The sequence below is a fragment of the Bradyrhizobium sp. USDA 4474 genome (assembly GCF_054057515.1).
The window spans coordinates 3,919,519-3,933,881 of record NZ_JBSRZJ010000002.1; the positions used below are offsets into that span (position 1 = coordinate 3,919,519).

15 protein-coding genes are annotated in these 14,363 nt (G+C 64.7%); 3 read left to right on the forward strand and 12 right to left on the reverse strand.

The window, feature by feature from the left end; genetic code table 11:
* Window positions 1–107: 107 nt before the first annotated feature.
* Complete coding sequence (locus ACVW16_RS20390) at window positions 108–1,472, reverse strand: AmpG family muropeptide MFS transporter (protein WP_456736525.1); 1,365 nt, start codon at window positions 1,470–1,472, stop codon at window positions 108–110.
* Between the two features lie 196 nt (window positions 1,473–1,668).
* Window positions 1,669–2,871 (reverse strand): DNA recombination protein RmuC, encoded by a 1,203-nt coding sequence (locus ACVW16_RS20395; RefSeq protein WP_456736524.1) that lies wholly within the window; start codon window positions 2,869–2,871, stop codon window positions 1,669–1,671.
* Between the two features lie 170 nt (window positions 2,872–3,041).
* Between ACVW16_RS20395 and def the strand changes: the two genes are divergently transcribed.
* From def to truA, 3 genes are all read left to right on the forward strand, one after another.
* On the forward strand, window positions 3,042–3,566 hold the full coding sequence (gene def / locus ACVW16_RS20400; RefSeq protein WP_456700927.1) for a peptide deformylase: 525 nt from the start codon (window positions 3,042–3,044) through the stop codon (window positions 3,564–3,566).
* A gap of 193 nt (window positions 3,567–3,759) precedes the next feature.
* Complete coding sequence (fmt, locus tag ACVW16_RS20405) at window positions 3,760–4,695, forward strand: methionyl-tRNA formyltransferase (RefSeq protein ID WP_456700928.1); 936 nt, start codon at window positions 3,760–3,762, stop codon at window positions 4,693–4,695.
* Entirely contained in the window at window positions 4,695–5,432 is a 738-nt protein-coding gene (gene truA, locus ACVW16_RS20410; RefSeq protein ID WP_456700929.1) for a tRNA pseudouridine(38-40) synthase TruA, read from the forward strand. The genes fmt and truA overlap by 1 nt, the downstream gene beginning before the upstream one ends.
* 86 nt (window positions 5,433–5,518) lie before the next feature.
* Here truA and dapE read toward each other — a convergent pair whose 3' ends face one another.
* The 10 genes from dapE to rpmH form a co-directional block, all read right to left on the reverse strand.
* Window positions 5,519–6,685, reverse strand: coding sequence for a succinyl-diaminopimelate desuccinylase (gene dapE, locus ACVW16_RS20415; protein ID WP_456700930.1), 1,167 nt, complete (start codon window positions 6,683–6,685; stop codon window positions 5,519–5,521).
* 8 nt (window positions 6,686–6,693) lie between these two features.
* Entirely contained in the window at window positions 6,694–7,539 is an 846-nt protein-coding gene (dapD, locus tag ACVW16_RS20420; RefSeq protein ID WP_456736523.1) for a 2,3,4,5-tetrahydropyridine-2,6-dicarboxylate N-succinyltransferase, read from the reverse strand.
* Between the two features lie 104 nt (window positions 7,540–7,643).
* Window positions 7,644–8,333 (reverse strand): pyrimidine 5'-nucleotidase, encoded by a 690-nt coding sequence (locus ACVW16_RS20425; RefSeq protein ID WP_456736522.1) that lies wholly within the window; start codon window positions 8,331–8,333, stop codon window positions 7,644–7,646.
* 14 nt (window positions 8,334–8,347) lie between these two features.
* Window positions 8,348–9,334 carry a DUF1036 domain-containing protein gene (locus tag ACVW16_RS20430; protein ID WP_456736521.1) on the reverse strand — a complete coding sequence of 329 codons (987 nt, stop codon included), beginning with the start codon at window positions 9,332–9,334 and terminating at the stop codon, window positions 8,348–8,350.
* 68 nt (window positions 9,335–9,402) lie between these two features.
* On the reverse strand, window positions 9,403–10,290 hold the full coding sequence (gene argB, locus ACVW16_RS20435) for an acetylglutamate kinase (RefSeq protein WP_456700933.1): 888 nt from the start codon (window positions 10,288–10,290) through the stop codon (window positions 9,403–9,405).
* A gap of 94 nt (window positions 10,291–10,384) precedes the next feature.
* The gene (locus ACVW16_RS20440; RefSeq protein ID WP_456736520.1) at window positions 10,385–10,744 is read right to left on the reverse strand and encodes a DUF423 domain-containing protein; all 360 of its coding nucleotides are present in this window, start codon (window positions 10,742–10,744) and stop codon (window positions 10,385–10,387) included.
* Window positions 10,744–11,397 carry a ribosome biogenesis GTP-binding protein YihA/YsxC gene (gene yihA / locus ACVW16_RS20445; RefSeq protein ID WP_456700935.1) on the reverse strand — a complete coding sequence of 218 codons (654 nt, stop codon included), beginning with the start codon at window positions 11,395–11,397 and terminating at the stop codon, window positions 10,744–10,746. Before yihA ends, ACVW16_RS20440 begins: the two co-directional genes overlap by 1 nt.
* A gap of 92 nt (window positions 11,398–11,489) precedes the next feature.
* Window positions 11,490–13,337 carry a membrane protein insertase YidC gene (gene yidC / locus ACVW16_RS20450; protein ID WP_456700936.1) on the reverse strand — a complete coding sequence of 616 codons (1,848 nt, stop codon included), beginning with the start codon at window positions 13,335–13,337 and terminating at the stop codon, window positions 11,490–11,492.
* A gap of 16 nt (window positions 13,338–13,353) precedes the next feature.
* Window positions 13,354–13,758 (reverse strand): ribonuclease P protein component, encoded by a 405-nt coding sequence (gene rnpA / locus ACVW16_RS20455; protein ID WP_456700937.1) that lies wholly within the window; start codon window positions 13,756–13,758, stop codon window positions 13,354–13,356.
* A 28-nt stretch (window positions 13,759–13,786) separates the two neighbouring features.
* Complete coding sequence (gene rpmH, locus ACVW16_RS20460) at window positions 13,787–13,921, reverse strand: 50S ribosomal protein L34 (RefSeq protein WP_008542748.1); 135 nt, start codon at window positions 13,919–13,921, stop codon at window positions 13,787–13,789.
* Between the last annotated feature and the right edge of the window lie 442 nt (window positions 13,922–14,363).

The following is a 14,363-nucleotide window of genomic DNA, read 5'->3' on the forward strand; positions in this document are numbered from 1 at the left end:
CGTCGTCATGGCGAGGAGCTCTTGCGACGAAGCAATCCAGAGTGTTTCCGCGGAAAGTTTCTGGATTGCTTCGCTGCGCGCGCAATGACGACGGCGAGAAGGCGGGCCTACACCGTTACCGGCCCCAGCGTCTCGAAATGCCCGCGCTTCTGCAAGTACGTCAGCAGCACCAGGCTCGGGATCGCCACCAGCACGCAGATCAGGAAGAACAGCGGCCAGCCGGTGGTGTCAGCCACGAAGCCGGCGCCCGACGACAGATAGGTCCGCCCCACCGCCGCGAGCGCGGTGAGCAGCGCATATTGCGTCGCCGTGTGCAGCGGGTTCTGGCACAGCGCCGAAAGATAGGCGACGAAGATCACCGTGCCGATGGCGCTGGTGAAATTCTCCGCGCAGATCGCGAGCGCCAGCGCCCATTGATTGGTGCCGACCACGGCAAGCCAGGAGAAGGTCAGGTTGGCCAGCGCCTGCACCACACCGCCGATCCAGAGCGAGGTCGCCAGCGAGTAACGCCGCGCGACAAAGCCGCCGGCAAAGCCGCCGATCAGGGTTGCAGCGAGGCCGACGCCTTTCACGATTGCCGCATAGTCATTGCGGGTGAAGCCGAGGTCGATCACGAACGGCGCGGTCATGGTGCCGGAGAACGCGTCGGTGAACTTGAACAGCACGACGAAGGCAAGCGCGGCGAGCGCGTCCTTGCGCGACAGGAATTCGGAGAAGGCACCGATCGCCGCGTGCAGCACGCGCGTGAACGCGGTTTCTTCGTGCGTTGCGGCTTCCGCCTGCACTGATTTTTCGGGCTCGGTCGCGGCGAGAGCCGTGATGGTCCCGATCAGCACCATCGCCGCCATCACCACATAGCCCCACATCCACGCCGATGCGCGGGGAATGCCGGTCCCTTCGAAGCCGGACACGATGAACAGCGCGCCGGCGGTCGAGACCAGCATGCCGATGCGATAGGCGGCGACATAGGCCGCCATGCCGGCCGCCTGTTCGCTTTCAGGCAGGCTCTCGACGCGGAAGGCGTCGACCACGATGTCCTGCGTCGACGACGTCGTCGCCACCAGCAGCGCGCCAAGCGCGACGAAGAATGGCGAGCTTGCAGGATCGGTCATCGCCAGCAGCAGAATCGCCACGATCAACAATATCTGCGAGAACAGCAACCAACCGCGCCGCCGCCCGAAGGCTTGCGTGAACAGCGGCACATGCAGCGCATCCACCAGCGGCGCCCACAGGAACTTCAGCGTGTAGGGCGTGCCGACCAGCGCAAACAGCCCGATGGTCTTGAGATCGACGCCAGCCTCGCGCATCCACACCAGCAGCGTCGAGCCCGACAGCGCCAGCGGCAGCCCCGACGAAAAGCCGAGGAACAGCACGATCAGCACCCGCGGTTGCAGGTACACGGCGAGGCTGTCGCGCCATGAAGTCGCAGGGGCATCGGTGCCGGCGGGGGACGTCGCGTCGGGTGCGGTCATGGGGAGGTGTTAGCAGATTCTGGGGGCGCGAGGGACTGTCGTTGCCGCCGGCCACAAACGAGGTGTCGTCGCCTTCTCCGCTGTCATCGTCCGCGAAGGCGGACGATCCAGTAGTCACCAGCACCTCGGCTCAACAATGACCGTCACGGCGTACTGGATACCCCGCCTTGGCGGGGCATGACAGTGTGCCCCGAGGTCACTCCCCCGCCTGGAGCTTCCGCGGAAACAGCTCGCCAGCGCCCGTCGCCACCAGCCGCGGGCCCTCCGCCGGCGCATCGCTCTTGCTGAAATCGAGTTCCTCGATCCGTCCCGCCCGCTTTTCGATCTTGTCGGCGGAGATCAGGATCTGGCGGACGTCCTCGTTGGCGTCGGCAAAATGCTTCTGCAGCTTCAGCACGCGGTCGCGCAGGCGACCGAGATCGTCGCCGAGCTTGATCACCTCGGTCTGGATCTGGTCGGCGGCATCGCGCATCCGCGCGTCCTTCATGATCTGCTGCATCACCTGGATCGCGAGCATCAGCAGCGAGGGCGAGACCAGCACGACCTTGGCGCGATAGGCCTTCTGGATCACGTCGTCGAAGCCGTCATGGATCTCGGCGTAGACCGATTCCGACGGCACGAACATCAGCGCCATCTCCTGGGTCTCGCCGGGGACGAGGTATTTTTCGGCGATGTCGCTGACATGTTTCATCACGTCGCCGCGCAGCCGCTGCGTGGCAGTGCGTCGCTCCTCGTCGGTGCGGGCGTCGTGCAGCGCGGTCATCGCTTCCAGCGGGAATTTCGCGTCGATGCAGAGCGGGCGCTGGTCGGGCAGGAAGACGACGCAGTCGGGCCGTTTTCCCGTCGAGAGCGTGAACTGGAACTCGTAAGCGCCCTTCGGCAGGCCGTCCTGGACGATCGCCTCCATCCGCGCCTGGCCGAAGGCGCCGCGCGACTGCTTGTTGGCGAGCACGTCGCGCAAGGTCGTCACCTGCGTGGTCAGGTCGGTGAGGTTCTTGTGCGCGCTGTCGATGATGCCGAGCCGCTCGTGCAGCGCGCGCAGGCTCTCCATGGTGTTGCGGGTCGAGTGTTCCATCGACTGGCCGACGCGATGGGTCACCGAATCCAGCCGCTCGTTGACGGCCCGCGCCATCTCGGCCTGGCGTCCAGCCAGCGCCTCCGTCATGGCGTCGACCCGGCCGGAGGCCTCAGCTTGGGCGTGCAGCACCTGGGCGAGCCGCTCCTCGAGCTCGTCGGCCCGGATCGCCCCCGCCATCGCCAGTTCCGCGCCGCGACGCCCGGATCTGGCGACCACGACGGCAATCACCACCAGCAGGATGAGGACGAGGGTGCCGAAGCCGATCAGCGCATCGAACCCGCGCACCGGCCAGTCGCCCAGCATGAAAATGATCTCGTTCATGCCTGTCCTTCTAGCCGATTCGCCACGGGCCACGAACGAATAGCGAACATTTACGTTGATCGATCCCTCATTTTTTATGGTTAACCAAAGGTGAAGTTTATGGTTAGCGGAGGGTTAACGCGTTCCCGGCCGCATTGACCCGATGTCGCGCGCGGCTTAAATCGCCCGGCATGGCCCTCAGAGAAATCATCATCCTGCCCGACAAGCAGCTGCGTCTGGTCTCCAAGCCGATCGAGAAGGTCACGGCGGAGATCCGCAAGCTTGCCGACGACATGTTCGAGACGATGTATGACGCGCCCGGCATTGGCTTGGCGGCGATCCAGATCGCGCAACCGCTGCGGCTGATCACGATGGATCTCGCCAAGCCCAACCAGGACGGGGAGACCAAGCCGGAGCCGCGCGTCTTCATCAATCCGGAGATCATCGCCTCGTCTGAAGACCTGTCGGTCTACGAGGAAGGTTGCCTGTCGATTCCCGAATATTACGAGGAGGTCGAACGTCCCGCGAAAGTGCGTGTGCGCTTCACGGACCTCGACGGCAAGCTGCACGAGGAGGACGCCGAAGGCCTCTACGCCACCTGCATCCAGCACGAAATCGACCATCTCAATGGCGTGCTGTTCGTCGACTATCTCTCGAAGCTCAAGCGCGACCGCGTGATGAAGAAGTTCGAGAAAGCCGCCAAGCGCGCGGAGTAGAGTTTTTGGTGCTGCGCCACACTCCCCTGGGCTCCCTCCCCCCTTGTGGGGGAGGGCGGGGGAGAGGGGTAGCCGAGGAAATGGTCTAACGGGGAAGAAGAACCAGTCCGCACTCTCGTCGTGAGAGCGCGTCGTGTGGCACCCCCCTCCCTAGCCTTCCCCCACTGGGGAGGGAACGTACAGAGTCCCTGTCATGCCCCTTCGCCTGATTTTCATGGGCACGCCCGATTTCTCCGTGCCGACGCTGCTCGAACTGGTCGCGCATGGCCACGAGATCGTGGCCGTCTATACGCGCGCGCCGAAGCCGGGCGGCCGGCGCGGGCTGCAATTGCAGCCGACGCCCGTTGAAGAGGCCGCGCGAAAACTCGGTGTGCCGGTGCTGACACCGAGGACGTTGAAGACCCAGGAAGCGCTGGACGAATTCAGCGCCTTTGACGCCGACGCCGCCGTCGTCGTCGCCTATGGCATGATCCTGCCGCAGGCGATCCTCGATGCGCCGAAGCTCGGCTGTTACAACCTTCACGCCTCGCTGCTGCCGCGCTGGCGCGGCGCCGCGCCGATCAACCGCGCGATCATGGCCGGCGATGCCGAGAGCGGCGTGATGGTGATGAAGATGGATGTCGGCCTCGATACCGGCGATGTCGCCATGGCCGAGCGTCTCGCGATTTCAGACAACATGACTGCGCTGGATCTGCATGATCGCCTTTCCCGGCTGGGCGCCGATCTGATGGTGCGCGCCATGGCCGCCCTTGACCGCGGCGGCCTCCAGCTGAAAAAGCAGAGCGAAGAGGGCGTCACTTACGCCGCCAAGATCGACAAGGCCGAGGCCCGGATCGACTGGACAAAGCCTGCGCACGCCGTGCTGCGCCACATCCACGGTCTGTCGCCGTTTCCCGGTGCCTGGGCGGAGCTTGCCGGCGTCAGCGAGAATGCGCGAATCAAAATCCTGCGTTGTGAGCTTGCCAAGGGCTCCGGCGCGCCGGGCGAGGTGCTCGACGCCAAACTCACGATCGCCTGCGGCGAGGGCGCGATCCGCATCCTCGAGCTGCAGCGCGAGGGCAAAGGCCGGATGCAAGCGGCGGACTTTTTACGCGGCGTGAAGGTCGAGCCGCCGATGCGGCTCTGCTGATGCCCCGCTACAAGCTCACCCTCGAATATGACGGCGCGCCGTTCTTCGGCTGGCAGGTGCAGGACACGCTGCCGTCGGTGCAGGGCGCGCTGGAAGCCGCGGTGAAGGCGATGACCGGCGCGGATGTGCGGGTGCATGGCGCCGGCCGCACCGATGCGGGCGTGCACGCGCGTGGCCAGGTTGCGCATGTCGATATCGACAAGCAGTTTCCGCAGGGCCGTTTTCGCGATGGCCTCAATGCGCATCTGCGCCCGCATCCGGTGGCGGTGCTCGAAGCCGAGATCGTCCCTGACACGTTCGAGGCGCGCTTCTCGGCCGTGAAGCGTCACTATCGCTATCGCATCATCAACACCCGCGCCAATCTCGCGCTCGATGCCGGCCATGCCTGGCGCGTGCCGCGCCGGCTCGACTCTGAAGCGATGCATGCGGCCGCCCAACGCCTGCTCGGCAAGCACGATTTCACGACGTTTCGCGACACCGAGTGCCAGGCCAAATCGCCGGAGAAGACGCTCGACCAGCTCGACGTGCTGCGCGACGACCGCGAGATCATCATCGTCACCTCGGCGCGATCGTTCCTGCACAGCCAGGTGCGCTCGATGGTGGGATCGCTGGTCTGGGTCGGCGAGGGCCGCTGGAGCGCCGACGATCTCTCCGCAGCGCTCGCGGCGCGCAACCGCTCTGCCTGCGGCATCGTCGCTCCGCCCGAGGGGCTGTATCTGATGAAGGTGGATTATTAGAGCGTGATGACGCCCCGGCGTCATGGCGGCCGGGCAGGCGGGACAAGCCCGGACATGACGGCGGAGGGTTTGGCGATAGTGGTCTCTTAGCCAAAATACCGCGTCAAAATCCCGCGATAGACCTTGGTCAGGTTCTCCAGGTCCGTCACCGGCACGCGTTCGTTGACCTGGTGCATGGTCTGGCCGACCAGGCCGAACTCGATCACCGGGCAATAGCTCGAGATGAAGCGCGCATCGGAGGTGCCGCCTGATGTCGACAGCTCCGGTTTGCGGCCCGTCACCTCTTCGATCGCGGACACGGCGAGATCGGTGAACGGCCCCGGCTTGGTCACGAACACGTTGGAGTTCGATGGCTCCCAGACGATGCGAGCCTTGATGCGGTTGCCGCAGGCTTTGGCGAGACGCGACTCGACCAGCTCGCGCAAGGATGCCTGCGTATGGTTGTCGTTGTAACGGATGTTGAATCTGGCGCGGGCCTCGCCGGGGATGACGTTGAAGGCCTTGTTGCCGACGTCGACCGAGACGAATTCGAGATTGGAGGCCTGGAATTGCGCGCTGCCATTGTCGAGCGGCTCGTCGCTGATTGCCACGATCAGGCGCGAGATGTCCGGGACCGGATTGGCCGCGCGGTGCGGATAGGCGACGTGGCCCTGCACGCCGTCGACATAAAGCGTGCCGGATTGCGAACCGCGGCGGCCGACCTTGATGGTATCGCCCAGCGTCTCGACATTGGAGGGCTCGCCGAGCACGCAATGGTCGAACGTCTCGCCGCGCTCGGCAGCCCATTTCAGCAGCTTGATCGTGCCGTTGATGGAAACGTCTTCCTCGTCGCCGGTGATCAGGAACGAGATCGAACCCTTGCCGTCCGGGCGTGGCTTGCCGCCGTTCGCGGCGAGATGCTCCAGTACGGCGGCGACCGAGCAGGCGATGCCGCCCTTCATGTCGACCGCGCCGCGGCCGTGCAGAAAACCGTCCTTCACCTCGCCGGAGAATGCGCCGACGCTCCAGGCGCTCTCGTCGCCGGGCGGCACCACGTCGGTATGGCCCGCAAAGGTGATGTGCGGCCCTTCAGCACCGATCCGCGCATAGAGATTGTCGATATCGGCGGTCCCGTCCTCGCTGAAGGTCACGCGGTGACAGGTGAAGCCTGCAGCGTTCAGCACCCTTTCAAGCACGCCGAGTGCGCCGGCGTCTTGAGGGGTTACCGAGGGGCAGCGGATGAGGTCGCGGGCAATGGAGAGGGCATCGGTCATGTGCCGCCTTAATCCCGCAGCAGCTCGTTGATGCTGGTCTTCGACCGCGTGCGCTCGTCGACGCGCTTGACGATCACGGCGCAGGCGGTGCTCGGGCCGATCTGGCCGTTCTTCATGGGCTTGCCGGGCAGCGCGCCGGGGACCACCACTGAATACTCGGGCACCTCCCCCATGAAGATCTCGCCGGTCTCGCGATCGACGATCTTGGTCGAGGCGCCGAGGAACACGCCCATCGACAGCACGGCGCCCTTGCGCACGATGACGCCCTCGGCGACCTCGCTGCGCGCGCCGATGAAGCAATCGTCCTCGATGATCACGGGCTCGGCCTGGAGCGGCTCGAGCACGCCGCCGATGCCGGCGCCGCCGGAGATATGCACCCGCTTGCCGATCTGCGCGCAGGAGCCGACGGTGGCCCAGGTGTCGACCATGGTGCTCTCATCGACGTAGGCGCCGAGATTGACGAAGGACGGCATCAGCACCACGTTCTTGGCGATGAAGGCGGAGCGGCGCACCACCGCGCCCGGCACCGCGCGAAAACCGGCGTCGCGAAAACGGTTCGGGCCCCAGCCTTCGAACTTCGAGGGCACCTTGTCCCACCAGTTGGCCTGGCCCGGGCCGCCGGGAATGACGTCCATGTCGTTGAGACGGAAGGACAGCAGCACGGCCTTCTTCAGCCACTGGTTGACCTTCCACTTGCCGTCGGCGCCGCGCTCGGCGACGCGGGCCTCGCCCTTGTCCAGTGTCTCCAGCGCCTGGGTCACGGCCTCGCGGACTTCGCCCTTGGTCGAGGTCGAGATGGTCTCACGCGCGTCGAAGGCGCTGTTGATCGTGGACTCCAGGGCGGACAAGGACATCGGGATTTCCTCTAGGTATCGGGAATTTTGATGGATTGGGGGCTTTTTCGGGATTTGGAGGGGCGAAGTCAAGGCATACTCCACCACCGTCCCGGGCTACGACTCTAGCGAGACAGCCCGGCCAAAAACGCCGCCAGATCATCCGTGACATAGTCCACATGGGCGGCATCGCGGCCTTCCAGCTCCCAGTCCTCGCGTACCACTTCCTTGGTGCCGTCAGGCACCACCAGCACCGTGGTCATGCCGAGGTCATGCGGGACGGTGAGGTTGCGGGCGAGATCTTCGAACATGGCTGATCTGGTCGGGTCGACCGCATGGTGGCTGAGGAATTTCTGATAGGTCTGCGCCGCCGGCTTGGGCTCGAATTCGGCGGCGATGATGTCGAACACGCCGTCGAAATGCGAACCGAGGCCGAGCCGCGCCAGCACCGCATCAACATGGTCGACCGAGCCGTTGGTCAGGATCAGCTTGCGGCCCGGCAGCTTTGCGATGGCCGCCCCGAGCGCCGGGTTCGGCTCCAGCGGCGAATGATCGATCTTGTGGACGTAAGCCAGATAGTCGTCGGCGCGCACGCCATGCAGGGTCATCATGCCGCGCATGGTGGTGCCGAAGCGGCGGTAATAATCCTTCTGGATCTTGCGCGCTTGTTCCGGCGTGACGTTCAGCCAGTTGCAGACGAACTCGCCGATTCTGGCATCGACCTGCTGCCACAGGTTGACGTGATGCGGGTAGAGCGTGTTGTCGAGGTCGAACACCCAGGTGTCGACATGGGCAAAGGCGCGGGGCGATTTCATCAAAATTCTCTCGATCACGGCAACGCAAAGCGCAACGTCTTGCCGCCGCTCGACATGTCCACGGCGCCGAATCCGGTCGCTGCAAATCCGCGCGCGCCGCAATCGGTCTGCTCGACGGTCTCGAACTTGGTCTCGCGGGTGCAGAGCTGCTTGTCGCCGCCCCAGTTCAGCGGCCTGTCCTTCAGCTTGATGGCGCGGTTGTCGCCGTCGACGGCTTCCGCGAAGCTGAAGATCTGCTTCGGCTGCCCGGTCACGTCGGGATGCAGGCACGTTTTGGGGTCGATGCGATACCAGCCGCGGCTCGTCACCGCCTTGCCGTCGTCGGTGGCGACCGCTGCCATCACCTTGTGCGGCGTGTCGTTGCACCAGGTGAGACCACTCGGGGACGGCGTCTGCGCGGCTTCGACCATGGTCTTGAAGAGATTCGGCGAGGAGACCACGTCCGGGGACAATCCGCGGCTCTTCAGGAAGGCTGCGAGGGCGGCCTGCGTCTTCGGTCCATCGACGCCGTCGATCGCGCCGATATCGTAGCCCGCGATCACCAGCAGCCGCTGGATGCCGGCAAGCCGCGCCTGTTCGTCGTCATATTCGGAATCCTCGGCGAGATAGGCGACGAGATTGCCGTCGTCGCCTGTCGTCGGGGTGATCTGGGTAAAGGGTGCTTGCGTCTGGCCGCTGCGGCACTGGCGCGCCGCGGCGATGACGAAATTGTCCGGCGCCACGCACAGCATGTCGCTGCCGTTCTGCGGGATGGGAGACGCGCCATAGATGCCGAGCGCGCGGGCATTGAGGAGGATGCGGTCGGCGGTGAGCGTTCCCTGCACCACCACGCGGCAGGTCGCGGGATCGATCCTGAACCAGCCCCGCGTCGCGGTGGCCGCCCTGTCGTCGATGCCGATCGCGGCCTCGACCACATAGGACATGCGGTTGCAGATCTTGAGATCGGCAACGGCCGGTGCGGAGGAGAAGACGAACGACACCGCCGCGGCCGGCAGCGTCATGAGGAAGCGCGCGAGGGCAGAGCGGCGCGCGCGCCGCTCTCCCGGCTCCGTTCCTGTCCGCTCCCGCTTCACTTGTGGATCAGCGTTCCCGTGCCCGTGTTGGTGAAGAGCTCGAGCAGCACGGCGTGCTGCATCTTGCCGTCGATGATGACGACGCCCTCGACGCCCTGCTCGAGCGCGTAGATGCAGGTCTCGACCTTCGGGATCATGCCGCCGGAAATGGTGCCGTCGGCAATCAGCTTGCGCGCGTCCTTCACCGAGAGCTGCGGGATCAGCTTTTTCGACTTGTCGAGCACGCCGGGCACGTCGGTGAGCAGCAACAGGCGTTTCGCCTTGAGCGCGCCGGCGACAGCGCCGGCAAACGTGTCGGCGTTGATGTTCAGCGTCTGGCCCTCTTTCGAGGTCGCGAGCGGCGCCAGTACCGGGATCAGTTCGTAGCCGATCAGCTGGTTGAGCAGCGTCAGATCGACCTTCTCGGGGTCGCCGACGAAGCCGAGATCGACGGCCTTCTCGATATGCGAGTCCGGGTCGATGATGGTGCGCGTCGTCTTCGTCGCCTTCACCATGTTGCCGTCCTTGCCGGAGAGACCCACGGCCTTGCCGCCGGCTTCGTTGATGTAGCCGACGATCTGCTTGTTGACGGAGCCTGCCAGCACCATCTCGACGATCTCGATGGTCGCGGCGTCGGTGATGCGCAGGCCGGCTGCGAATTCCGAGACGATGCCGAGGCGCTTGAGCATGGTCGCGATCTGCGGCCCGCCGCCGTGCACGACCACCGGATTGATCGCAGTCTGCTCCAGCAGCACGATGTCGCGCGCAAAGTTCTTCGCGGTCTCCTCGTCGCCCATGGCATGGCCGCCATATTTGATGACGATGGTTTCTTCGTCGTACTGCTGCATGTGCGGCAGCGCTTCGGACAGGATGCGGGCCTGGTCGAGCGGGGAGATTTCGGTCATGAGGCGGATCTCGCTGGCGGGACAAACGCGGGTTCGCGTTCTATCTGATTGGCGGGCGAGGCGCAAAGTGGGGTTGGCATGCCGCCGTTACGGATCAGCGCGCAGGCACCACCGCCGCCAGCATCACCGCCAGCCAGCTCAAGATCATCAGCGTTCCGCCTGACGGTGCAGCCATCGGAAACAGCTGATGGCCGGCATATTGCCGCAAGGTGAGGTCGCCCGCGAACAACGCCGCGCCGATGACGAAGCCGAATGCGGCGATCAGGCCAATTCCGCCGTGCAGAAGGCCGCGCGCGAGCAAGGCTGTCACGGCCAATATGGCAGTTGCATGAAACAGCAGCATGGCGCTGGCCGAGGCAAGCCGGCCGGCGTCCGCGCCGTGGGCGGCGGCGGCGGCCAGCGCGACGCCGGCGGCGCCCATCAAGCCGGCGAGCGCGATCAGCAGGCGCGCCATCACTTGGTCCGCTCTTCCAGCAGCTTCGCCATCGCGGCGCGCAGCTCCGCCATGCCGGTCGATGAGCGCGACGAGGTCGCGATCACGTTCGGGAACGCAGCCGGATGTTTCGCGAGCGCGGCTTCCGTCTCCGTGATGCAGGACTGGAGTTCGGAGGCCTTCACCTGGTCGGCCTTGGTCAGCACGACCTGGTAGCTGACGGCGGAGCGGTCGAGCGTCTTGAGGACTTCGAGATCGACGTCCTTCAGTCCATGCCGCGCATCGATCAGCACATAGACGCGCGCGAGCGAGGCGCGGCCGAGCAGGAACGTGTGGATCAGCTCGGTCCAGGACGCGACCTGGCTCTTCGGTGCCTTGGCATAGCCATAGCCGGGCATGTCGACGAGCCGCAGGTCGGTCTTCCCTGGAACCTCGAAGAAGATCAGCTCCTGCGTGCGCCCGGGCGTATGCGAGGTGCGCGCCAGCGCGTTACGCCCCGTCAGCGCGTTGATCAGGCTCGATTTGCCGACATTGGAGCGTCCGGCGAAGGCGATCTCCAGCCCTGCCATCGGCGGCAGCGTCTGGATCGAGGGCGAAGCCCAGATGAACTGCCAGTCGCGCGCGAACAGCTTGCGCCCGGTTTCGATCAGCTTCGCATCTTTGTCGTCGGTCATGCGAAGGCTCGCTGTTTCCCCGCGTCATTGCGAGCGACTTGTCCGCCGTAGCTCGAACAGCCAAGGCGGAAGCGAGGCGCGCGCAATGACGGCTACGTCGCCTTCCTCGCGAACGTCGCCTTCAGATTGTCGAACAACTCCACCTTCACCCCATTGCGACGCATGATGAAGCTCTGCTGGAGCACGGAGAGCGTGTTGTTCCAGGCCCAGTAGATCACCAGCCCAGCGGGGAAGCCCGCCAGCATGAAGGTGAAGATCACCGGCATCCAGTTGAAGATGACCTGCTGCGTCGGATCCGGCGGCGTTGGGTTCAGCTTCATCTGGAACCACATCGTGACGCCCATGATGAGGGGCCAGATGCCGAGATGCAGATAGTGCCCGAACAGCGGCAGCGCGGTCGGATCGTAGTGCAGCAGGCCGAACAGCGTGAACAGATTGGTCGGATCGGGTGAGGAGAGGTCCTTGATCCAGCCGAAGAACGGCGCGTGCCGCATTTCGATGGTGACGAACAGCACCTTGTAGAGCGAGAAGAACACAGGGATCTGGATCACCACGGGAAGACAGCCGGCGACCGGATTGATCTTCTCCTTCTTGTAGATCTCCATCATCTCCTGCTGCTGCTTCACCTTGTCGTCGGGGTAGCGCTCTTTCAGCGCCTGAAGCTGCGGCTGGACCGACTTCATCTTCGCCATCGAGGCGTAGGACTTGTTTGCCAGCGGGAAGAACAGCAGCTTCACGATGACAGTCACGAGCAGGATCGAGATGCCGAAATTGCCGAAGAAGCGGTAGAAGAAGTCGAGGCCGAGGAACATCGGCTTGGTGATGAAGTAGAACCAGCCCCAGTCGATCAGAAGATCGAAATGATTGAGGCCGAGCGCCTTGTTGTAGCCGCCGAGCCCCGCGAACGGGAACACGCCGACGACGCCGGCTTCCTTGGCACCGGCGAACAGCCGCGCATTTGCGGTCGCGGTGCCGCCGATCGCGACCGTGACGGGGTCGAGCAGATAGTCGGTCTGGTAGGTGTGGACGTTGCCGGTGAGGTTCGAGGAGAACTTCGCCTGGAGCTGCGCACTGGTGTCGGGCAGCAGCGCCGAGGCCCAGTACTTGTCGGTCATGCCGAGCCAGCCATTGGTCGCCTTGAAGCTGACCGACTTGGCCTCGTCGATCTTCTTGTAGGCGTATTCCTGCAAGCCATCGAGATAGCCGATCAGGCCTTCATGCAGGATGTAGTAGCCGGAGACCTGCGGCGTGCCGTGACGGGAGATCAGGGCGAACGGATAGAGCGTCACCGGCGCGTTGCCGACATTGCTCACGTCGTCCTTGATGCTGAAGAGATAATGGTCGTCAACCGAGATGGTGCGGCGGAAGCTGAGACCTTCGCCATTGTCCCACTTCAGCACGACAGGGGTCGTCGGCGTCAGGCTGCCGCTGCCGTCCTGCTGCCAGACGGTCTGGGCATCGGGCATCTTCGACGTCACGCCCGTCGCGGCCACCCAGCCGAACTCGGCGTAATAGGGCTCTGCCGTGCCGGAGGGCGAATAGAGAATGATCGGCGGCGACTGCGGATCGACGGTCTCGCGGAATTGCAGCAGCGCGAGGTCGTCGATGCGGCCGCCCTTCAGCGAAATGCTGCCGGCGAGACGCGGCGTATCGATCTTGACGCGGGGGCTGGCGGCAATTGCGGCCTCGCGGGCCACGACCGGCTGGGCCGGCTGGTTTGCGCCCGGCGCGGTGGTCGGCGTCGTCGTGCTGCCGGCCTGCGGCGTGGCGCCCGGCGTCGCGGAGGCCGTCGGTTGCGGATTGGCCTTCTGCAGCTCGGCCTGCGCCTGTTGCTGGGCGCGCTGCTTCTCCATCGCCGGCACGTTGTAGAAGTACTGCCAGGCGATCAGCACCAGGCCGGACAGAATGACGGCGAGGATGGTATTGCGATTGTCGGTCATCACTATTGTCTCGTCATCAATCCGGTTTGCGGCTGGTCGCGGGAGCTGGACCGTCGGTTCTTGGGCCGCGTCGTTTTTGCGTATGCCGCGCGGGTTTCGCGAACGCCATGCGCAGATCGTCGAGCATGGTCGTGAAGTCGCGCGAAAGCGCGTCCCTGCGGCCGACTAGCACGTAATCATGATGGGGATGCATCGATACCGGATCGAGCCGCTTCACCAATTCGCGAAGCCGGCGCCGGATGCGATTGCGCTCGGGGGCGTTGCCGTTCTTTTTGGTAACGGTGAAGCCGATCCTGACGGGGCCAAGATCGTCGCGGTCAAGGCTTTGTCGGTCAAGGCTTTGCAGGACGAACGCGGGACTATTCACCCGCGCGCCATTGGCAACGGCGAGGAAATCCGCTCGCTGCCTCAGCCGATCCATGATGAAATCCCGGGAAAGGGGGTCCGGCTCAGGCGCTCAGACGCTTGCGGCCGCGGGCGCGGCGGGCGGCGAGAACCTTGCGGCCGCCGGCAGTCGCGAGACGAGCACGGAAGCCGTGACGGCGCTTGCGCACCAGTTTGCTGGGTTGATAAGTCCGCTTCACGGGTTTTTCTCCGCTGACCGGGCAATGTGCCTGTAGAATTGATGATAAAGTCCGGAAGATGCGGCCCCAAACGAGCCATTTCCGGCCCCAGAAGAGCCGCTCCCGGTGTCGCACCGGGTCATCGCGGACAATTTGCGCGGCTTATAAGCGAGCGTCTTGTTTTCGTCAACGCCGCAAGATCGCCCGGTTCCGTTGAATATCACTGTTTCGTTGGGGTTTTTAACTCTTGAGGTGGCGGATAGCCGGATCAGCGCCTACATCCCACCTCGGCAGATTAGCGATCCGTAATTTGACCGGCCCCCGGGCGGGTCGCATCCTCCACCAGCCAATGCCAGCAGGGGCGAATTCCGTGGCAGCGACGGACCTTCAGCAGCGGACCCAGGATCTGGAGCAAGCTCTGGACCAAGATCTGGATCGGCCAGCGGACCAGCCGGATTCGGCG